This is a genomic window from Salinisphaera sp. SPP-AMP-43 (genome assembly GCF_049568105.1).
GTDB lineage: Bacteria > Pseudomonadota > Gammaproteobacteria > Nevskiales > Salinisphaeraceae > Salinisphaera.
In genome coordinates this window covers 133,332-154,923 of record NZ_CP145335.1, presented here as the reverse complement: position 1 = coordinate 154,923, position 21,592 = coordinate 133,332, and the positions used below count along the sequence as shown (strand labels likewise).

16 protein-coding genes are annotated in these 21,592 nt (G+C 58.6%); 7 read left to right on the top strand and 9 right to left on the bottom strand.

The window, feature by feature from the left end; translation table 11 throughout:
* Positions 1-57: 57 nt before the first annotated feature.
* Entirely contained in the window at positions 58-2,304 is a 2,247-nt protein-coding gene (locus V5738_RS00630; RefSeq protein WP_423822457.1) for a molybdopterin-dependent oxidoreductase, read from the top strand.
* 60 nt (positions 2,305-2,364) lie between these two features.
* On the opposite strand, the gene V5738_RS00625 is transcribed toward V5738_RS00630, so the two are convergent.
* Complete coding sequence (locus tag V5738_RS00625) at positions 2,365-3,243, bottom strand: DMT family transporter (RefSeq protein WP_423822456.1); 879 nt, start codon at positions 3,241-3,243, stop codon at positions 2,365-2,367.
* Between the two features lie 410 nt (positions 3,244-3,653).
* On the opposite strand from V5738_RS00625, the gene V5738_RS00620 reads away from it, so the two are divergent.
* A complete protein-coding gene (locus V5738_RS00620) occupies positions 3,654-4,514 on the top strand; it encodes a LysR family transcriptional regulator (protein WP_423822455.1) in 861 nt (286 codons plus the stop codon).
* Positions 4,515-4,794: 280 nt separating this feature from the next.
* Here the strand turns inward: V5738_RS00620 and V5738_RS00615 are convergent, their stop codons facing one another.
* The 6 genes from V5738_RS00615 to V5738_RS00590 all read right to left on the bottom strand — a co-directional run bounded on the left by V5738_RS00615 (position 4,795) and on the right by V5738_RS00590 (position 11,728).
* Positions 4,795-5,556 (bottom strand): SDR family NAD(P)-dependent oxidoreductase, encoded by a 762-nt coding sequence (locus tag V5738_RS00615; protein ID WP_423822454.1) that lies wholly within the window; start codon positions 5,554-5,556, stop codon positions 4,795-4,797.
* A 1,296-nt stretch (positions 5,557-6,852) separates the two neighbouring features.
* On the bottom strand, positions 6,853-8,442 hold the full coding sequence (locus V5738_RS00610; protein ID WP_423822453.1) for a GMC family oxidoreductase: 1,590 nt from the start codon (positions 8,440-8,442) through the stop codon (positions 6,853-6,855).
* A gap of 20 nt (positions 8,443-8,462) precedes the next feature.
* The gene (locus V5738_RS00605; RefSeq protein ID WP_423822452.1) at positions 8,463-9,260 is read right to left on the bottom strand and encodes an alpha/beta fold hydrolase; all 798 of its coding nucleotides are present in this window, start codon (positions 9,258-9,260) and stop codon (positions 8,463-8,465) included.
* A gap of 313 nt (positions 9,261-9,573) precedes the next feature.
* Positions 9,574-10,419 carry a helix-turn-helix domain-containing protein gene (locus tag V5738_RS00600; RefSeq protein WP_423822451.1) on the bottom strand — a complete coding sequence of 282 codons (846 nt, stop codon included), beginning with the start codon at positions 10,417-10,419 and terminating at the stop codon, positions 9,574-9,576.
* Positions 10,420-10,619: 200 nt separating this feature from the next.
* Entirely contained in the window at positions 10,620-11,402 is a 783-nt protein-coding gene (locus tag V5738_RS00595) for an SDR family oxidoreductase (RefSeq protein WP_423822450.1), read from the bottom strand.
* Positions 11,399-11,728 carry a nuclear transport factor 2 family protein gene (locus V5738_RS00590; RefSeq protein WP_423822449.1) on the bottom strand — a complete coding sequence of 110 codons (330 nt, stop codon included), beginning with the start codon at positions 11,726-11,728 and terminating at the stop codon, positions 11,399-11,401. Before V5738_RS00590 ends, V5738_RS00595 begins: the two co-directional genes overlap by 4 nt.
* A gap of 99 nt (positions 11,729-11,827) precedes the next feature.
* Here V5738_RS00590 and V5738_RS00585 point away from each other — a divergent pair, with 99 nt between their 5' ends.
* Entirely contained in the window at positions 11,828-12,733 is a 906-nt protein-coding gene (locus tag V5738_RS00585; RefSeq protein WP_423824216.1) for a LysR family transcriptional regulator, read from the top strand.
* Between the two features lie 580 nt (positions 12,734-13,313).
* On the opposite strand, the gene V5738_RS00580 is transcribed toward V5738_RS00585, so the two are convergent.
* A complete protein-coding gene (locus tag V5738_RS00580) occupies positions 13,314-14,918 on the bottom strand; it encodes a winged helix-turn-helix domain-containing tetratricopeptide repeat protein (protein ID WP_423822448.1) in 1,605 nt (534 codons plus the stop codon).
* Between the two features lie 319 nt (positions 14,919-15,237).
* Here V5738_RS00580 and V5738_RS00575 point away from each other — a divergent pair, with 319 nt between their 5' ends.
* The 4 genes from V5738_RS00575 (at position 15,238) to V5738_RS00560 (ending at position 18,684) form a co-directional block, all read left to right on the top strand.
* Positions 15,238-16,221 carry an alpha/beta fold hydrolase gene (locus V5738_RS00575; protein ID WP_423822447.1) on the top strand — a complete coding sequence of 328 codons (984 nt, stop codon included), beginning with the start codon at positions 15,238-15,240 and terminating at the stop codon, positions 16,219-16,221.
* 51 nt (positions 16,222-16,272) lie between these two features.
* Positions 16,273-16,728, top strand: coding sequence for a carboxymuconolactone decarboxylase family protein (locus V5738_RS00570; RefSeq protein WP_423822446.1), 456 nt, complete (start codon positions 16,273-16,275; stop codon positions 16,726-16,728).
* A 227-nt stretch (positions 16,729-16,955) separates the two neighbouring features.
* On the top strand, positions 16,956-17,720 hold the full coding sequence (locus V5738_RS00565; RefSeq protein WP_423822445.1) for an SDR family NAD(P)-dependent oxidoreductase: 765 nt from the start codon (positions 16,956-16,958) through the stop codon (positions 17,718-17,720).
* A 118-nt stretch (positions 17,721-17,838) separates the two neighbouring features.
* Positions 17,839-18,684 (top strand): SDR family NAD(P)-dependent oxidoreductase, encoded by an 846-nt coding sequence (locus V5738_RS00560; RefSeq protein ID WP_423824215.1) that lies wholly within the window; start codon positions 17,839-17,841, stop codon positions 18,682-18,684.
* A 1,068-nt stretch (positions 18,685-19,752) separates the two neighbouring features.
* Here the strand turns inward: V5738_RS00560 and glmS are convergent.
* Positions 19,753-21,579: a glutamine--fructose-6-phosphate transaminase (isomerizing) gene (glmS, locus tag V5738_RS00555; protein WP_423822444.1), complete on the bottom strand. Its 1,827-nt coding sequence runs from the start codon at positions 21,577-21,579 to the stop codon at positions 19,753-19,755.
* Positions 21,580-21,592 lie beyond the last annotated feature (13 nt).

Here is a 21,592-nt window from a genome sequence, read left to right as displayed (position 1 = left end):
GATTGGTTCCCGGCATACTCGGCGCGTGGTTTTCGCTGTATCGACAGGAGCCCGTTCGTGAGCGCGCATTTTTTCGCGACCCATTTCGGCACGTATCGGGTTGCGCATACGCCCGCCGGGCCGCGCCTGGCCGGCTGGGGAGCCGACCCGCGCCCTACCCCTTTCGGGCTCGATTATCTCGATCTGGCCCGGCATCGCTGCCGCATCGCACAGCCGATGGTACGACGCGGCTGGCTGGCCGGTGATCCGGCCGCGCGCCGCGGGGCCGATACGTTCGTCGCCGTCGACTGGGATCGCGCGACTGCGCTGGTAGCCAGCGAAATCGAGCGGATCAGAACCCACCATGGCAATCGATCAATTTTCGCCGGCTCCTACGGCTGGGCCAGCGCCGGGCGTTTTCATCATGCCCAGAGCCAGATCAAGCGCCTGCTCAACCTGGCCGGCGGCTTTACCGCCAGCCGGCACAGCTATAGCTATGGCACCGCCAGTGCCTTTCTGCCGCATATCCTCGGCCCGGACTATGCCGATACCAACGCCTGCGCACCGAGCTGGGACCAGATCGCCGAGCATACCGATTGCCTGGTGGCCTTCGGCCTGCGCTTGAGCAATGCCCAGTGCGACCCCGGCGGAGTTGGGCAGCATACGGTCGAACAATGGCTCGGCCGGGCTCTGGATCGCGGCCTGCGGCTGATCGTGGTCAGCCCGGACCGGGCCGATGTGCCAGAGCATCCCAATGCCGAACATCTGGCGATCCGGCCTAACACCGATACTGCGCTGCTTTTGGCTTGTGCCTATACGTTCATCTGCAACGACGAGATCGATCGTGCCCAGATCCAGCGTCTGACGGTCGGCTTCGATGCACTGGCAGCCTATGTCATGGGCGAGCCCGACGGGATCGCCAAAACGCCGGCCTGGGCCGCACGTATCACCGGCGCCAGCCAGACCCGGATCGAGCAATTCATCGCCGCCCTGCGGGTGCCGACCAGTCTGTTGAACCTCGGCTGGTCGCTACAACGAGCCACCGCCGGCGAGCAGCCCTACTGGATGGCGATCGCGCTCGCCGCCCTACGCGGCCAGATCGGCCGCCCCGGCGGCGGTTTTGCTTTCGGGCTGGGTTCGGTCAATTCGGTGGGCCAACCGGTGCGTCGCCTCAAGGCCCCCGGCGTCGATCAGGGCCGCAATTCGGTCACCGACTTTATTCCGGTCGCCGCGATCGCCGATCTGCTGGCTAATCCCGGTGGCGAGCTCGAATACAACGGCCAGAGACTGCGACTGCCGGATACTCGAATGGTCTATTGGGCCGGCGGCAATCCGTTCCATCATCATCAGGATCTGAATCGTCTGCGCCAGGCCTGGCAACGGCCGGAAACGATTGTGGTGCACGAGCCGGTCTGGACCGCAACCGCCGCGCATGCCGATATCGTATTGCCCTCGACGCTACCCTTCGAGCGTGACGATATCGTGGTCTCGAGTCAGGACCGGACGATAGTGTTCAATCGCGCCGTGCACGAACCCTTTGGTCAAGCCCGCGACGACCATCAGATCTGTGCGATGATCGCAGACCACCTCGGAGTGGCTACCGAATTCACCGAGCAACGCGATCCCCAAGACTGGCTAGCCCACCTCTATCACGGTTATCGACAGCGTTTTCCCGAACTGCCCGACTACCGCAGTTTTCGGGAACACGGCATCCATACCCTAGACGCAGACCAGGCAGCGCCGTGCTCGAGATCGCTGCTCGCCGATTTCGCAGCCGATCCTGAGACGAATCCGCTCGCTACCCCCTCCGGGCGCATCGAGCTTTACTCGGCAACGATCGCCGGTTTCGACTATGCCGATTGCCCGCCCCATCCCAGCTGGATCGCGCCCCGCGAGTGGCTGGGTAGCGAACAGGCCAAAACCTATCCGCTGCATCTACTCTCGCCCCAGCCGGCCAACCGTCTGCATAGCCAGCTCGATGCAGTCGGCGCCAGCCAGCGCGATAAAATCGCGGCCCGCGAGGCGGCCGTGTTCGCCGAACAAGACGCTATCGCCCGCGGGCTTAGCCCGGGGGCAACGGCCCGGCTATTCAATGCCCGCGGCGCCTGCCTGGTCGGCGTGACCGTCTCGGCGACTTTGATGCCGGGCGTGGTGCTATTGCCGACCGGCGCCTGGTATACCCCACAGGAGCCGGCTCACCCAGCGAGTCTGGAGACCGCCGGCAATCCGAACGCAGTCACCCAGGACGCACGGGCCTCCCGGCTATCGCAGGGCTCCGCAGCCAATAGCTGTCTGGTAGAAGCCGAGCGGTACAAACTAGCCTGAGACAAGCGCTTGCCGCGCGGATTGCGGCAGGCTTGCCTGTCAAACGCCCAGCGCCGCCCGTCACTGGCGCAGTGCACTGACGCAAGCCATGGCAGCCAGGCCGCAGCCGGCAAACAACGATACGCTGGCCTGGGTGTTTCCTGCGGCCACGAGGGTGACTGCGGCCACCGCCGGCACCGCATAGGGCAGCACCGGAATGACACGCGGATTGCCGTTGCGAACCACGTGCCCCCAGGCGATAAAGCCCAGGCCGTAGGGCCCGACACCCAGCACGATCGCGACCGCATAGGTCTGCCAGTCCGAAGGCAGCACCAGCCCGCCGTGCACCCCGTATTGCAAAACCAGGGCCAACAGACCGGCTGCGGCAAAAAACGCCGGAAAATCCTGGGCTATCGGCCGCTCATAGACCTGTAGAAACAAGGAATAGGCCACCCAACTCGAGCCCGCCAGCAGGCCGCCTGCATAGCCGATCCAGGCGCTGCCCCTCGGCATCTCGGCGCCGCCATTCATCACCACCACGCCGGCGAGACCGAGCAACAGGCTGAAAAAGGTGATCACCGAGGGCCGACGCCGGCTGTAGACATCGCTAGCCAAGGCGAACAGCAGCGGCCAGGTATAGGTCACCACCACCACCTGGGCGGCAGGGGCGAACTCCAGGGCCGCGAAATAAAATCCGGCCCCGCCGGCCAGCCCGCCCGATACAAACAGCCAGGCGAACCAGGGGTGGGCCCGCGGCGCACGTGCCAATGCACCTCGCGTATTGGCCCCAAACCGGCTTGCTGCAGCCGAGGCCAGCATAGCGAAACCGGTCAGTTCCAACGGCGCCAGCTCACTGGCGACCTGGCGCAGCCACGCGGTTATCCCCCACATTGCGACCACGAACATGCTCAGTGCGAGAAGACGCCCGTTCGACCCGTTGGGTCTGACATCAATGATCATCGCGGCCTCCCCAAGTCCGTGGGCTCGATGTCGCGGCCATAGCATCTGGCGTGGTGCGCCCGGGCGCCGCCGCCCGAACGATCAGGCGCAAACGCCTGCGACATAGCGCGATAGAGCGTGTCGTACATCGTCAGCAGCACGAAGCAGAACGACAGGCCGGATGCGAGCGAGCGGTCAGGATCGCGCTTAGTGGATCGCCGCCGATCGTGCCCGCGATCAGCAGCACCGCTGCGATCACGGCGGGCCCGTTTGATTTCGGTCGTCCGATCCCCGGGCGTGGTGTCTCTTCCTAAACTGTGTCGTGTCATATCGCACCCGTGCGCAGCCTTGAACAAGCGCAACCATGGACTTGCTGGATCGATCTTTTAAACGCTATTTTTTGAACGGCCTATCAACAAAATTGATAAATAATGCGCACGCCGGTTCTCGACCTCAAAGCACTGCAGAGTTTCGTGGCGATCGTCGAAACCGGCAGCTTTACGGCTGCCGCCCAGCGGATGAGCTATTCGCAGTCGGCGATCAGCATGCAGCTACAACGGTTGGAAGACGCGCTCGGCGTGGCCCTGCTGGCACGCACATCGCGTCACCTACAGCCGACTCGGGCAGGACGTGAAACCTTAGGTTATGCACGCGAGATGCTGCGCCTGAGCTCCGAACTCCAGCAGCGCCTGTCGCATAGCGAAATCGCCGGCAAAGTACGGCTCGGCCTACCGGCGGATTTTGCCCTGTATATGCCGGGAACCCTCGCCCAGTTCGCCGAACGACATCCCCAGGTCGAGCTAGAAGTGCGTTCCGAGTTCAGTGTGACGCTGGTCGAGCAAGTGGCCGCGGGCGATATCGACATGGCGATCGTAACTCGGGAATCGAAAGAAACCGGCGCCGACCTGCTGCGACGCGAACCCCTGGTCTGGGTAACGGCCCCGGGCTCACGTGCCCACTTACGCGATCCCCTACCGCTGGCCACTTGGCCGCGCGATATCTGCTCGTTTCGCGCTGCGGCGACCGCCGCCCTCGATGCAACTGAGCATCCCTGGCGCTCGGCTTACGAAAGCCAGGCCTTCGGTGCGCTGCGGGCCACCGTCCTGGCCGGTCTGGCCGTCACCATCGCCATCCCCACCATGGTCGATCCGGAATTGCAGATCCTCGAGCCTGACGAGGCCGGCCTGCCGGCGCTGCCATCGATCGATATCCGCCTGTATCGCGGCTCCGGGCGCGCGACCCAGGCCGCCGACTCGCTCGCCGAACTGATCGTCGAGCGCATCCGTAATTGAGTCGCCTGCCGGCCGGCCCCGCAGATGGCGCGTATCGCGGCCCGGGCGATCGATCAGACCGTTCCCCTACCATCGACCGCCAGTGCAGGCCTGCGCACGACGCTCGATTCCGATCCCCCGAGCCCTACCGCGGCCGCGACGATGTGCTCGGGCTGGCCTATCGATCTGTCCGATCGGTTGATGGCTAAGGATCTCGTCCCACCGAAGCACAGCGATTCAATTATGCGATCGAGAGTCTCTAGACAGACGGCGTTGCCCAGGGTTTCATCACTCGCCTGAGCTAGAGCCGCTCCCCGGTCAACTCGGCCAGCGTATCCAACAGGCGGCTCTGGAAATCGTGATCGGCCGCCATAGCCGGTGGGTTTTGCCGTTGGCAGTCACGCCAATAGCCGCCGGTCTGGATAGCCGGATCGTCCTGGGTTGCCAGCCAGACTTGGGTGCGTTGTCCGCTTTGCAGATCCCCCGGGGCACTCGCACCGCCCATCTTGGTCGCGATCCAGCCCGGGTCGACCGCATGGCTGGCGACATCAGACCAGCGCTCGTTGACCGCCAACGCCAGAGCTGCCAGATAGTGCTTGCTTTCGGAATAGGCCTCGGTCGTATTCCAGGCTCGTTTCTGCCAATCGAGATCGTCGAGTTGGTCCGGTCCACCGGCCTGCATGCTGCTGGATAGATAAATCAGCCGCTTCGGCCGCTGAATACGAGCAGTGAGGATGTAGGGCGCCAATAAATTGACGGCCATAAGGGTGGCATGGCCCTCGGGGGTCGGCGCGCGATCGGGCAGAGACAGCACCCCAGCGTTGTGGATAATGACATCCGGCCGGACCAACGAGTTGATTTCATCGGCGATATCGTAGACCTCTTCGAGGCGTGACAAATCGCCGCTGACAACGCCGGCCGAGCGGGCCACCAGATCGTCGATCTCGGCCGCGCGTTCCGGCGAGCGGGCATGCAACAGTACCGCATGGCCCTGGTCGATGAGCGTTTCGGCAGCCGCCCGCCCGAGGCCATCAGTGCTGCCGGTAATGAAGATACGTTTCATGACGATTCCGTAGTCGATCAAAATGAGCTAGAACAACACCGTCTATACGGTTTCACGGCCCAGGCCGAGAAGATCGCGCTGAAACAATCCGCCGCTGGCCAATGGGCGACGAACCGGCCACGCCGGGGCCCCGCCGCAGCAAGACTCGGCTGCCACGCCGCACGCTAGCAACGCACCATCGCCAAAAGTGGCTGTTCGAGCCGGGTTTTGTAGGCGCTCTAACACCGTCAAGCGCCCGACGCATGATCGGAGCCGCACAGCGGCACAGCAGCGCCGCCAAGCTCTGGCTTACCGGACGATGTCAGCCCGGTCCTGGCTTGCAACACCTGCCTGCCGCCGGTATCGCTCGACAGCCGAGCACGATTGCATTCTCGCGTCGATCGTTGTCATGGGCGTTATCCACGACCTGGGCGGCCGCGGCCTCAACCGCAATCGAGGATATCGCGTTGTAAGGCCGAACTGCAGCCAACGCATCGGATCCGGCAAGAATGACAGACGAACACACAACCACGTCTCCAGAAGCCGTGAGGCCACGCGCGACCTGGCCCACCAGCTGGTCGGGAGAACGCGCCGCTGCCCCAGAAAGTCAGGCCAGCGGTTCGGGCGCGACATCGATCGAAACGCCTGCCCTGGTCCGGCATTTGAGGCCATGGCTTCGCCGTACGATAACGAGAGCCACTCACGGGCGCAGCCAGCAGCACTTGCAAAGCCAGCCCGCCCCCCCTTCACAGCAGCCTATGCCCAAGCGGCCATGATCGACCTGCACGGCGATGCCACCTAAGCGATCGCCCAGGCGACAATCGGGCGGCGGGCGATCCGGCCCAAATCGTCGGCAAGGCGCTCTGGATGCGCTTGGAAACCGCCGGCGTCACAGTCGAAGCGCCCCTCATCGTCGACGGCGGTCAGACGATCTAACCACGCTTTTCGTGTTGTTCGAACCGGCGGCGGCCTGCCTCTGTCCAAAGCGAGACCAGCCCATGCTGGCTCCCGAGACCCTGCAGTAGACCGGCCTGGCCATGCCCGCCACGTTTCTATGCTGCATCGCGGGTCCGGAATCGTCGGCGGCTGTTTTTCGAGCCGAGTTGCCGCGACGTGCCGACCGCCGCTCTTGGCATAGGTACGCCGATCAGAATACGGCGCCTGCCTATTCATATGCGTATCGCATACCGCGGGCCATATATTGGCCGTAGAAACGATGGCGCGCGCTATGCCTCGTCTTGCCGCTGATAGCCGATTGTCAGGAGCGCTTGGTGCGGACTCCTGCGCAACCTCAACAGCCCCAAGCAACATTTCAGGCTAGATCCGATGATCCGCCTTGAGCATGGCCGCCGCCTGCTCTCCAATGACCACGCAAGGCGCCATGGTATTACCGCTGGGTAGGCTGGGCATGATCGAAGAGTCGGCAATTCTCAATCGATCCATGCCATAAACCCGTAAGTCGCTGCTTACGACGGACATGGCGTCGGTGCCCATTTTGGCCGTACATGCCTGGTGCCAAAACGTGACTGCCGAGTCGCGGATGTAATTTTCCATCTCGGACCGGGCGAGTTGGCCTGGCATCGCTTCGCGCTTTAGCAAACGCTTGAACGCTGGCGCATGTCCCGTCTCTCTCGCAAGCTCGATAGTGGCTAGGGCACTGCGCATGTCGTCGGGATGCGATAGCGTGTTGGCTTCAATACGAAGTGGATCGTTGGCTTTGGCGCCGGTGAGGTGAAGCGAACCACGGCTTTTGGGATGCGATAGCCCGGCGAAAACCATCCAACCGTGTTCGGGTAGGCCTCGCCCACGGGTTTCGGGGGTGGCCACGGGAAATTCGAGCTGGCAATGAAAGACATCCGGAGCATCGAGCCGCGGATCGGTCTTCCAATAGAGCGTGGCCTCGGATCCACCGTTGCTCACCAGCGATCGTTCATTCGACTCGAAGATACAGCCGAACGACACGTGGTCTTGATGATTGCGGCCCACACCTGGCAGATGCTCGACCATGCGAATCCGGTGCGGGCGTAGCTCCTCTGCCGGACCGATACCGGACTGCATCAATACCCGGGGTGTATTGATGGCGCCCATCGACAGCACGACTTCGCGATCCGCCATGATTCGCGAGCGCTTCGCCCCCTGAATGACTTCTACGCCGATGACGGTGCTGCCTCTCAGCACCAGCTTGCTGACCCGGGTATGGACTAGAACCGTGAGGTTGGGCTGGTCCATTTTCGGGAGAACATAGGATCGAAACATGGAAGTGCGCCGTCCGTCCTTGACCGTCAGCTCGCTGATCGCAACGCCACCGCGGGCTTCCATCATCGATCCATTAGGGCTTGCAAACGCAGGGATGCCAAGCGAACGTGCGGCGTCGATCATAGTCGTCGCGACCGGTTGCGGGTTGCGGGCCGGCTCGACATGCACCGGCCCACCGGCACCGCGTCGGCCAGGGTCCCGCGCTCCCTGCCAATCTTCGATGCGACGATAGATCTCCAGCACCGAACGGTATCCCCAGCGCGCATCGCTCGCCTCCTTGGCGAAATGTTCCCAATCGTTCTGGTGGCCGCGTGCCCACACCATGACATTGATACTGGAGCCGCCCCCAAGAACCTTGCCCATGTTGAGCGGAATCGAGCGTTGGTTGAGATGCGGATTCGGTTGTGCCACGAAGCCCCAGTCGCGATCGGATTCGAGATTGAGGGGCCACCGGCCGGGTTCGAGCACTTCCGGCACGTCTTCGCGTCCGCCGGCTTCGATCAGTAAAACGCTGATGGCCGAGTTTTCTGCCAGCCGCCCTGCCAAAGCGCAACCGGCCGCACCGGCGCCGCACACAATGAAGTCGTAATGCCCAAGAAGCGTCGCTCCGGTATTGCCAAATACCAGTACTCGATCGGAAGATATCGACATCGCAGTCGCCTCCTGCTGCACTACTGCTGTCCGATCGTCCGCGCGGTCTCTTTCGCAGCCCGCTCGATCGTATCCGCCACCACTTTCGGCTGGGTCATGAACACCGAGTGGCTAGCAGAGACTTGGGTGATGTTGGCACCGATGCGCTGTGCCATATAGATCAGCATGGCCTGGTCGAACGCCCTGTCTTCTGTTGCGATCACGGCCCAACTCGGCTTGGTCCGCCAAGCCGCTGCTGTCAGTTTGGTCTCGAAGGCTGCCGTATCGATCGGCACCTGAGAATCGCGCAGAAAGGGAATCTCTTGGTCGCTGACATCATGCGCAAAGGCCGCCTTGAATTTTTCAAGGCTCAGAAAGCCGAACCCGTCTTTCTGGGTATCGATGACAAACTCGGGCGGTGTTGCGAACCCTTGATACTGCTGGGCTGTCGACTCGCCCACGTCGGGCGCGAGCGCAGAGACATACACCAGTCCGACGACATTCGAATGAATGCCGGCCTCGGTGATCACGCTGCCACCCCAGGAATGGCCGACGAGGATGGTCGGGCCGTCCTGACGGTCGAGCACGCGTTGGGTGGCCGCTACGTCGTCGGCCAGGCTGGTGAGCGGGTTCTGCACGATGGTGACGCGGTACCGACGCTGTGTCAGTTCGTTGTAGACGCCGCGCCAGCCAGAGCCGTCTGCAAAGGCGCCGTGTACCAAAACAACATTGGGTACCGGATGGGCGTCTTGCGACACGGCCAGTGATGCCGATTGAACCGGCATGATCGCCGTACTCGCTGCCAGCAGCGCCGCGCTGAGAACCTTGGTTGCTTTCATTTTGCTTCTCCGTCTGGGCGGTGTATCGGAGAGCAAATAATCACGGCATTTCGCTCATGCCTCTTGAACGAAAGAGACGCTCATTGAACGATTGGGACAAGCTTGTGTAATACGTATTGAGATTTCGTGCGAGCCGTCGTCAACAAGCGTCTTACCCCCAATAGCGGCGTATTGGATTTCAGCGACAAAGCGACCTTGCCGGTTTGCCAATGCATCATCGCGCGTTAGGCGCCCGAGGCCTTGCCCGTCTTGCCAGACGCAATAGGCGAGTCTCAATGGGTGGCTCGGACCGCACCTCAGCCGGCCCTAACGCTCAGCGTTGCTGCAGCCGCCGCCACTCGGCCGGCGTCACGCCCAGATATCGCTGAAAAACCCGCGTCATATGGCTTTGATCCGAGAAACCACAATCGAGAGCGATTTCGGCCAGCATATGACGAGAAGTGGCCAGTAGATTCTTTGCTTTTTCCACGCGAAGCTGCAGCAGCCACGCATGCGGCGACATGCCAGTCGACTGGCGAAACGCACGCGTGAAATGCCGGATCGACAGCTCGCACGCGCTGGCCAAGTCGGCAAGCGTGAGGTTGCCTGCCAGATTCGCAGCAATAAGCTCTCTAGCCCGCCGCTCCTGCCAGCGGGCCAGCGCGCCGGTTTTCACTTCCGGCCGGGTGCGCATACTGCCATACGTATGCGCCACATGCGTCGCAAGCGCCATCGCAATCTGATCGATAAAGAGCGCGCTTGCACCCTGTTGCGCGGACAACGCCGGACGCGCCGCCAACAGAAGATGCCGTGCGACGGGGTCGGCCAAGGCCCTGCCGGGTTCATGACGCAGCTCATCCACCCAAAACGTGTTCGCATCGTCGGCGAGCGCATTGAGCGCTCTGCGGGGAATATAAAGGTCGATGGCGTGAAACGGATCTCGACGATCCATTGCCAGGTTGGCTCGAAGATCAAACAGGGCGACCGAGCCGGCAGCGAATCCACGAGGGCGAATCAAGCGACCGTCGGCGTACAGGTCGAAATCCGCACAGGGCTGAAGTTGAAGCGCGATCAGGAATGCCTCGTCACGAATCGGCTCGGTCATTCCGGCGTTGGGCCGCTGAGAAGCCAGTTCGATGAACGTCATCCCCGACTGGCATGTTTTGCTGGTTTCCAGCATAGGCGCGCTTGGCAAGTCCAGAGACTCGGCAAGGGTATGTATCCCAGCAAGTACCCGCGTGTGACTTCGAGCGCTGTGGCTATGACCGGGCATGGCATACACTCTCCCGCGGTCCACGCCCAAAGACCGACGCAGAACGCAACGATAGGTTCGCGACGCCATCGCGGGCACATCGGGCGGTAGCTTCCAGTATGATCTGTTCAGACCGTGGGTACCGTACCGCCGTCTATCGCGTACTCGGCGCCCGTGATGGAAGCCGCGCGCGGCGACACCAGAAACGCGATCAGATCAGCGACTTCGCAGGGTTTGGCTGGTCGCCCCAGCGGGATACCGCCTAGCCCATCCATGATGAGTTGCTTGCCACCTTCATAGTCCGTCTCTGCTTGGCGGGCGATCCGCTCGACGAGGGCGACCGCAGCCTCGGTCTCGACCCAGCCAGGGGACACGCGTACAACGCGAACGCCGTGGGGCGTCACCTCCTTAGATAACGCCTTGCTGTACGTAGACAACGCAGCCTTGGCGGCAGCGTAGGCGATCGTCGCCTCCGGCAAAGGCAGAACCCGCTGTATCGAGGTCACGTGCACTACGACGCCGGCCCGTTGCGCGATCATTGCGGGTAATAAAACGCGATCGAGTCGGACAGCAGCCATGAGGTTCAGATCGAGCTCTTTTGCCCACTCGGCATCATCCAATACCGCGAAGCCGCCGGAAGGCGCGCTCGACCCGCCCACGACGTTGACCAGGATATCCACGCCGCCGAAATATGCCTGCGCTTGTTGTGCCGTCTGGTTCGCGCCTTCCGCAGTCGACAGATCGGCGCTGATGTAGCGCACACTATCGACTGCCTGTGTTGGACTCGAGCGAGCGACCGCCATCACGCGCACATTGGCTTCGACCAAAGCCTGCACGACTGCCGCACCCACGCCGCGAACACCACCGGTGACCAAAGCGCGCTGTCCTGCTATGCGAAGATCAAAGCTCATGGCGTGATCTCCAGCGAAGCAATCTGGCCGCGTTCGAGTACAAAGATATATCGCAGCAAGATCGGGCTGCCCGGGAAGTTGCCCGCGACTAACCCGGTCACAACTCGCTTTCGGCCCTGCAGTTCAAACAAGATCGGTTCGCAAATATAAGGCGTTTGGGCAGACGTCTTTGTCTTCCAGGTCTCGATCGCAGCCAGGCCAGAATGGATTTGTCCTTCATCAACAACCACGCCATTGTTCGTAAAACAGCGTGCCACCGCAGGACCATTCTGACGGTCCGCTTCGAAATACGCAGCTATAGGCTCGGGTAGGCTCACTCGGCTCATCGGATGACTCCTGTTGCGCTGATAGCACGAGCATCGCCTGCTTGTACCGGCAAGAGAATGGCCTATGATCTAACGACCTTATGTAGCAATCAGCGCATAATGCGTGGCTCCGAATTCGCCGAGTTGAAAGCGTTTTTGGCGGTAGTCGAGCGGGCAAGCTTTGCGCGCGCCGCCGATCATCTGGGTGTCTCGCGATCGGCACTCAGTCAGATCATTCGGCAGCTCGAGTCGCGTCTCGATGTACGCCTGCTCAACCGAACGACGCGGAGCGTTGCGCCCACGCAGGCCGGGCAGCGTCTATACGAGCGCATTGCCCCGTTGTTCGGTGAAATGAATGACGCCGTGGCCGAGGCCGTCGGCTCGGCCGCCCGCGTTTCAGGCACGCTTCGGATCAACACCCTCAGTATGGCGGCGAAAAAGATTATCGCGCCGCGGCTCGGGCGTTTCCATGCGATGTGTCCCGATGTCGTGCTCGATATCGTGATCGATGATGGCCTGAGCGATATTGTAAGCGGCCGGTTCGATGCCGGCATCCGCGTCGGCGGTCGGCTGCAAGATGACATGATCGCGGTTCGGCTCACAGCCGATATAAAACTACTCGCGGTCGCCTCTCCCGATTATCTCGATCGATTCGGTGCCCCCCAAACCCCTGCTGACCTTCAGCATCACGCCTGTATCAACTGGCGGTTTCCCGGGAGTGGAAAAATAGCCGAATGGGAGTTCGAAAATGCCAGCGAACGCATGACCGTCATGGTTGCCGGCCCGATTGTCTCTAATCACCAAGACATCAGCGTGCCGGCCGCGCTGCAGGGGCTGGGTATTGTCTATGCGTATAACGACGATGGGATTTCAGCTGCATTAGAAAGTGGCGCGCTCAAACGCGTCCTAGTCGACTGGTCGCTGACGATGCCCGGCCTGTATCTGTATTACACGAGCCGTCGCCATGTACCGCCGGCCCTCCGCGCATTTATTGCGTGTCTACTGGATCGCGACATGGCTAATTGACCGACCGGATGTGGGCAACACCCTACTCACAGCGCAAATATCTGTCGCAGGCAATGAATTCGCTGATGTTCTGAGAAAGCTGGCGCTGAACGCGCCATGCGGCGTTGCCACTTCAGCCATTGTGCTGCTCTACATCTCAACTACGTTGTGATTTCAATCTCCAAGATAGTCCACCAGCTTTCCAGAATTACATGCCAACTAACACTATCAAGGCACGCGAACTGGACCTTTTTAATAAAATAATCGCTGCATTTAATTCTAATTTAAAGTTAATTTTATAGTACAAAATAAAAGTCAAACCTAACTTATGCCGCTTGGCCGAAACGACTTAATAAAATTCACCAACCTCTATTAAAAAAATTGGCTTTTAATTATTTATAGTTGCTGACTATGTCGCGCTACTCGCTATAAATCCAGAAAATATCTAACACCGGCCTCAAGTTTGGACTTACGGACAATATATATTGAAACTTTAACTAATCTTGAAACGACTGCGCCGAGCATCGCCAATAGCTGCTAGATATCATATTTCTCGACTGTATACTCGACTGATTCAATTCGACGGTCGGTACCACAAATTTCAAACAGGAGTGCGCTCCGGTAATCCTGCTTTGCGTAAACCTTGAGCCAGAATGTCAGAATCTTCCGAGCGACGAATAGGAATCCACTCTTCCAAGCTCGCAATACACAGCTCAGGGTCGAGCCGGCGTAAATGATGCAAAGCTTGGCGTGCCTGCGCCATGTGTCCAGCCAATGCATGGCTCGCAGCAACAATCACGATTGCGAGCAGAAAATTCGGCCAGTCTCGATAAGCTTTTTCTGCCCAGACCGAGGCAGTATCGAAATGCTTAGCAAAAAGATGTGCAAGCGCCATGCCTGCCTGCATTCTAAACATCTCTGGGTCCAACGGACTGAGACGCATGGCACGTTGAAAATAATCAATGGCCTCTTCCGGCTCGCCCCGTTCTACTCGCAGAAAACCACTTAAAAACCAACACGCTGCTAGATTTGGGTCTAAGGCAAGTGCCCTGTCGAGCAACGCTATGCTCCCGTCCAGATCACCTTCGAAGTGGGCAAGCGCAGAACCGGCTCGAGTCAGAGCAACCGCATCGTTCTTACCGAGTTCAATGGCTTTACGAGTGAGATACGTGCCTTCAGCGATTTCTCGCGGGCGGTCGACTATCCAGCGGTTGATCTTACGCCAGACGATGCACCAAGCAGCCATAGCATAGGCCGATGCAAACTCCGGATCGAGTTCAATAGCCTTGCGAAACATAGGCAGGCCATTATCTATATCTTCTTTCGTGCCGCGGTTCACGCTAGCTCGACCCTGCAGATAATAATCATAGGCATCGAGGCTATCGGTTGACTTGCGTTTCGCCCTTTCGATCTCAGCTTGCTCGAGCTGAGGTACGAGAGCACCTACAACGCTTTCGGTTATTTCATCCTGTATTTCGAAAAGATGGGCCCAAGTGCTTTCGAACCGGTTTGCCCAGAGATGAACGCCGGTGCTCGCATCGATGAGTTGGCCGGTGATACGCACACGCTTCGATACTCTACGAACACTGCCCTCCAGCACATACCGTACCCCAAGCTTACGCCCTATCTGCTTGACGTCTACTACTTTCCCCTTGTAGGTAAAGCTTGAGTTTCGCGCAATCACGAATAGCCAACGAATGCGCGACAGAGCAGTGGTTATATCTTCCACTACGCCGTCCGCAAAATACTCCTGTTCGCGGTCTCCACTCAGATTCACGAAGGGTAGAACAGCGAGGGAGGGTTTGCTGGGAAGAGAAAGACGGGCTCTATCGTGGTTATCCGACAAGCGGCCGGTTTTTGTAAAACTTGGAGACAGAGAGTCATCCCGCAGCGTTGAGGTCGCCTTTACTTGCCCAATAAATCTGAAGCCCTTGCGGGCCACGGTCCGAATCAGGCGCTGCTCGCGACCATTGTCATCGATCGCGCTGCGTGCGGCGCTGATGTAGCTGGCCAAAGTCGATTCCGAGACGATTCGTTGGCCCCATACCGCCTGTAGCAGATTTTCCGTGCTGACGACACGTTCACGATTTTCTATTAGGTAGACAAGAAGATCGAAAACCTGCGGCCCGACCGCCACTGCTTCCGATTCCCGAAGCAACTCCCGCCGTTCGATATCGAGTAGATAGTTTTCGAATACGAATGGCACTTGGCTTTCTCTCTTTGGCCCGACATCGAGTGCTGGCTTCTAGTCAAGTTCGTACAGTCGTTCTTCGAGGGTGACAAACCCGCCCCTCTAGCCCGACTCCGGCGATGTTTTCCCGATGAATGTTCAATCTAAATACATGCAAAAACCCAGAGTATTTGGAAGCAATCCCGAAGATGTCGGGGCATGATGCCGATATGGCCAAAATAACGACATAAAACTCAGCGACAAAAAGCTTTCGCGTCGCTCTGATGGCGCCTACTAGCCTTCACATGACCCATCAGCCAAGACCAGCTATCGAATCGCCTCGAGGAGCTCAGACATGCGTAACACCCGTCTACCCGCCGTACATGCCTCGCGCCGGAAAGTGTTACTCGGAGGGCTTTTAGCCGGGCTCGCTTTTAATGTGCCGGTTACAACATTCGGCCACTCAGGTACACAGAAGCAAAGCACTCGATTCACACCAAGTCAAGGAGTCATGGCTATGGGAACCGTAAAAAGCTTCGATGGCACGCAGATTTTTTATAAAGATTGGGGTGTCGGTCCAGTAGTTACTTTTTCACATGGTTGGCCGCTCAACTCCGATGCTTGGGATCCACAGATGCTTTTCTTGGTGCATCAGGGCTATCGCTGCGTCGCCGTTGATCGCCGCGGTCACGGACGCTCTGAGCAAGCTTTTAATCATAACGACATGGATGGTTATGCCGACGATCTTGCGGCTGTAATGGAAAATCTTGATCTTCAAGAAGCCACCATGATTGGTCACTCAACGGGCGGGGGCGAAGTCGCACGCTATATTGGTCGGCACGGTACGTCACGCGTCAAAAAGGCGGTTCTTGTTGCTGCCGTGCCTCCCATTATGCTGAAAACAAAAGATAATCCAGAAGGACTTCCGTTGGAGGTTTTTGACGAGATTCGAGCCGGTGTCGCCGGTGATAGCTCCCAGTATTATCGAGATCTTGCAATCGCCTTCTATGGTGCAAACCGTGAGGGAGCCACTGTCTCTCAGGGTATTCTCGAGCAGTTCTGGCTATGGAGCATGCAAGCCGGAAGACATAACGCTTATGAGTCGATTAAGGCTTTTTCAGAGACAGACTTCACTGGCGATCTGAAGAAAATCGATGTGCCCACGCTGGTATTGCATGGCGAAGACGATCAGATCGTGCCGGTGCACGATTCCGCTAGGAAGTCTGCTGAACTCATCAGCGACGCAACCGAAATCTACTACCCAGGGGCGCCGCACGGTCTGACGGCAACGCATCAAGATCGTGTCAACGAGGATCTACTTACCTTTATAAAAAGCTGAGTTGTCCGAGTCTGGATCTATAAGAAGTGCGACGATATCGGAGATTGCATCATGTCTGACCGTATAAACCTCTTCAGTCAAAAAAATGGAGGAATCGACGGCTTGATTGCCACCGAAAAATGGCTCGCCGAAAAGATTGATTCGAAGCTTATAGAGCTCGTAAAAGTACGAGTATCGCAGCTGAATGGGTGTGCCTACTGTCTTCATATGCATCGACAGGCCGCCCTGGAATTGGGTGAAACAGAAGACCGTTTGCTGCTCCTGAGCGCCTGGCGCGAGTCTCGTCTTTATTCGGCGCAGGAACGCGCTGCACTGGCATGGGCGGAAACCCTTACTTTGATTGCTGAAACCCACGCGCCCGACGAAGCTTACGATGCGGTCAACCGTTTTTTCACTAACGAGGAGCTGATCGCACTGTCGATCGGAATCGCTATTATTAACGCTTGGAACCGGCTGGCAATCGGCTTCAGGTTGCAACATAAAGCCGATCGCAAACAAACCGTTTGAGACGCCACCTCAGACAGCAGCTTTTACGTTCCGAGCCTACACAGGCTCGATAGTTCGGTTGTTAGCTCTAGCGCAGGAAAAAACCAATATCAGGATCTGGTCGGGTAGCGAAAGATTCCGATGAAGCCGCAGATATAACTTTTCCGATGAGTGATCCGGTTGCCTTGTGTCTATAAAAACGTCCCCTGCATTACTTTTGCCCGCGTCATTCTTGTCGAGATCTGGCCATGACGTATCCAACAGATTTCTTGAATACAAAGGTCGTTATTATTACGGGTGGCAGCTCTGGCATCGGTTTGGCCGCTGCAAGACAATTCGCCGAGCATGGGGCCCATGTGCTGGTTACAGGGCGACGTCATGCGCCTCTCAAGGAGTTGGCATCTAATGATGATCGGATTTCAACTCTGGTGGCCGACGCAACCAAAGCCGAAGATGCCGACCGTACGATAGACAGAGCGATTACTCTGTGGGGCCGGCTAGACGTGCTGGTGAACAATGCTGGCGCAGGCGACATCATGCCACTGATAGAGACAACTACAGACCGGATTACCGCCGTCTTCGCTGGCAATGTTCTGGGCCCGAGCCTTCATGCGCGAGCTGCGCTGCCACACCTGACAGCAACGAAAGGTGCCATCATTAATGTCTCTAGTACTCTAGGACAGCGGGCCACAGCCAGTCTTGCACACTACGCTGCGAGTAAAGCCGCTCTGGAACATCTGACCCGCTGCTGGGCCTTGGAACTGGCGCCGCTAAAAATCCGTGTCAACGCAGTTGCTCCTGGACCAACCAATACTGGAGCGTTGACCGGGATGATGGGACTCTCTAGTCAAGCAGCCTCGGAAGTCAGAGATAAAGAACGACTGGATGTTCCTTTACGACGACGAGGTGAACCGGCGGAAGTGGCGCGTTGGATCGTATCGCTGGCCGAGCCCGCTGCATGCTGGGTGACCGGCCAAATCATCACTGTTGATGGTGGTTTTGGATTGGCATAACACCATATCTGCTACAACTAATCCGGCGTTAATGGCAAATATATCTATCCAAACACGCTTCAGCTTTTCCAGCACTGCCAGTGAGGTGCTCGCAGACATCGACCTGACCGGGAAGACGATAATAGTCACCGGTGGTGCAAGCGGCATTGGCATAGAAACCACTCGAGCTTTGGCAACGGCAGGAGCTGCTGTGACGATTGCAGCACGACGCCCTAAGGCCGCTGAAGAGGCTGCTCGTACGCTTCGTCGGGAAACCGGCAACCCACGCATCTTCGTACAGCCACTCAATCTTAGCGACTTGCAATCAGTGCGCCGCTTTGTCGAAGCTTGGAACAGACCAATTCACGCCCTAATTAATAATGCCGGAATCATGGCCCTGCCGGAGCTAGAACGCTCGGCTCAAGGCTGTGAGATGCAATTCGCCACAAATTATCTTGGACATTTCGCTCTGACTAGGGGGCTGCGTCCCCATCTGGCGAATGCGCAAGGAGCCCGCGTTGTCTCGGTTAGCTCTACGGGGAGCTTGTTCGGCCCCATTTTCTGGGATGACCCACACTTCCGATTCATTCCCTATGATCCACTGCTTGCCTACGCACAATCAAAGACTGCCTGCATATTGCTTTCAGTAGGTATTGCTCTACGTTGGTCGGATGACGGCATTGCTTCAAACGCTCTCAACCCCGGCGCTATAGCAACCAGTCTGCAGCGGCATACGGGCGGCCTGAGGACTCCAGAGCACCTACGCAAGACACCGCAGCAGGGCGCATCGACCTCGGTCCTGCTGGCTGCTTCGCCCTTGCTAGATGGCGTGACTGGTCGGTATTTCGATCACTGCAACGAGGCTTTGCCGGTTGCGGAGCGTTCGGATAGTTTGCCTAATGGCGTGGCGTGCTATGCGCTTGATCAATCCAATGCAAAACGTTTGTGGAAACTGGCCAGCCAACTGATCAGAGTTGCCACTTAACCTCGCTGTGGTTCGAGATTATCTCTATAGTACGGCTATGTTGACATAGATATCTTGCTGGAATCGCTTACCGGTTCTTAGCGAGACGTTATTAAGCCTATCGCGGCAGTTTGTTCTCATCAGCTTGGAACAAACAATAGCCATTTCCGATGCTGGTCAGTCTACCCATTCGGCTTGAACTAGCTAATCAACCGGCCTTGCGCATTCGCGCAGGATTCACGTTCCGAACTTAAAAATCTGTGCGTAGCGTCCTTGCAACGTCGGCGGCAACTATTGGCGGCGCATACATCGAGTCTGCTCCGCCATTACAAATGCCGGGAACATCGCATCAAACATACTCACAACCCATTGTGAGCTATAGATGAACAGCGCCAGCCAATACCGCATTCCACCGAAAAATAACGCCAACAGAGCAACGCTTCACGCACGACTATAGAGCCCTAGTCATCGGCCAACCGATATTCCAACTCAGCCTCTCAAGAGAAGCGAAGACGATGGTTGGCGGCTACTAGAGTAGAGCGAAAAATAGTCAATGCTTAAAGAGTCGAAAGTGTACGTGCACCAAGACAACGGCTTTCAATACCAAAGGATGTGTCTCAGGCAACCATTTTGGCTATCGCTTCGCATCTAAGACCGAAGTGCCGTGCGACGGATTCTGGCCGACAATGGCCGATGCAAGTACTCTGATTAAGGGCCAGTCCGCATCTGCGTTCGAGCAAAGCCCCGTTAACCCGATCGCCCCTAGCTGCATACAAAGCGTGAGCTATCTCACTCGACCTCTTTGCACGGTCAGGGATTCGGTAAGCGACGATCTGGCTCGTGTCGCTTGAATTGTCAAAGACCTCAAACTAATCCAAGACACCATACGATCCCAACGACCCGTAGCACCTTTCAAAACACGCCTAATTTCGATATCCGCTATGGCCAGTTAGTGATAGGAAACCTCTGCGATAAACCTTAAGAATTATCGAGAAATTCAATGTCTATCCAAAGCACAAGCTTAGACTCGGTTTTGCACCAGGCTATATTATTGCCTTTCAGAGTCTAAAAAGTCCTATGCCGGCTTTTTTATTCAACTGTGACACTCTTTGCCAGGTTTCTGGGCTGGTCGACGTCCGTACCCTTGGCCACGGCGACGTGGTAGGCCAACAGTTGCAGCGGGATCGTATAGGCAATCGGTGCCAAGGCATCGGCGACGTGCGGCATATCCAGCACGGTAATACCGGCCCCGGTGTCTAGGCCCGAGTCTTCATCGGCGAAGATATACAGTGCGCCGCCGCGGGCCCGGACTTCCTGCAGGTTGGATTTGACCTTTTCCAGCCATTCGTTGTTCGGCGCAACTGCGATCACCGGCATGTCTTCGTCGACTAGGGCGAGCGGGCCGTGCTTGAGTTCGCCAGCGGCATAGGCCTCGGCGTGGAGATAGGAAATCTCCTTGAGCTTGAGCGCGCCTTCCATGGCGATCGGATACATCGGCCCGCGTCCGAGAAACAGAGCATGCTGCTTGTCCACGAACTGTTCGGCCAGGTGCGCAATGGCCTCATCGAGTTCCAGAACGCGCGTTACAGCGGCTTCGACATCGCGGATATCCCGCGACAGGGCATGGCCATCACCGCGTTCGCGGCCGAGCATGCCAGCCAGCAGCCGTAGACACATCAGCTGGGTAGTAAAGGCCTTGGTCGATGCGACCCCGATTTCCGGGCCGGCCCGGGTCATCATGATCAGGTCGGATTCGCGGGTCAGCGAGGTTTCAGGCTTGTTGCAGATCGCCAGGGTCGCAAGATAGCCCTGGCCTTCCGGCAGCGATCGCGCATAGCGTAGCGCCGCCAAGGTATCGGCCGTTTCCCCGGACTGGCTGAGCGTAATGAACAGGCAGTTACGCGGCACCACGGGATCGCGATAGCGGTATTCGCTGGCCAGTTCGACGTTGCAGGGAATCCGCGCCTCGGCCTCGATCCAGTAGCGCGCTACCAGCCCGGCATGATGGCTGGTACCACAGGCCACGATATGCACGGCCTCGATCTGTCCGAGCAGCTCATCGGCCTGGGGGCCCAGGCTGGATGTCAGCACGCCGGTATCCGACAGACGACCCTGCCAGGTATCGGCCAGGGCCCGCGGCTGCTCATGGATTTCCTTGAGCATGAAGTGCCGGTAGCTGCCTTTTTCGGTGGCATCCAGCGACAGCCCGGATTCCTGAACCGGCCGCTCCTGCGGCTGGCCATCAGTATCCGTCACCTCGAACCCGCGCGGGGTGAGTGAGACCATGTCGCCTTCTTCGAGATAGACGAAGCGACGCGTGACCGGCAACAGCGCGGCGACATCGGAGGCCACGAAATGCTCGCCGATGCCGACGCCGAGCACCAGCGGCGAGCCGCTACGCGTGGCGACCAGCGTTTCCGGATCGTCCGTGCAGACTACCGCGAGCGCATAGGCACCATGCAGTTCGCTAACGGCTCGGCGCACGGCCTCAGCCAGATCGGCCGACTCGGCGCGATAGCTGTCGATCAGATGGGCTACGACCTCGGTATCGGTTTCGGAATCGAAGCGGTAACCGGAATCGATGAGACGCTTGCGCAGCGCCTCGTGGTTTTCGATGATGCCGTTGTGTACCACCGCGATCCGATCGTTCGAGGTATGCGGATGGGCGTTGGTCTTGTTCACGCCGCCATGGGTAGCCCAGCGGGTATGGGCGATGCCCAGCGTGCCCGGGTTGTGGTCGCTGAGCTCATCGGCCAGCGCCTGGACTTTGCCGACCGCGCGGGTGCGCTTGAGGCGGCCTTGATCGACCAGCGCCATACCGGCCGAGTCATAGCCGCGATACTCCAGCCGTCGCAGCCCTTCGAGCAAGATCGGGGCAACGTTACGTTGTGCACTGGCACCGACGATACCGCACATAGATTCTCTCCGA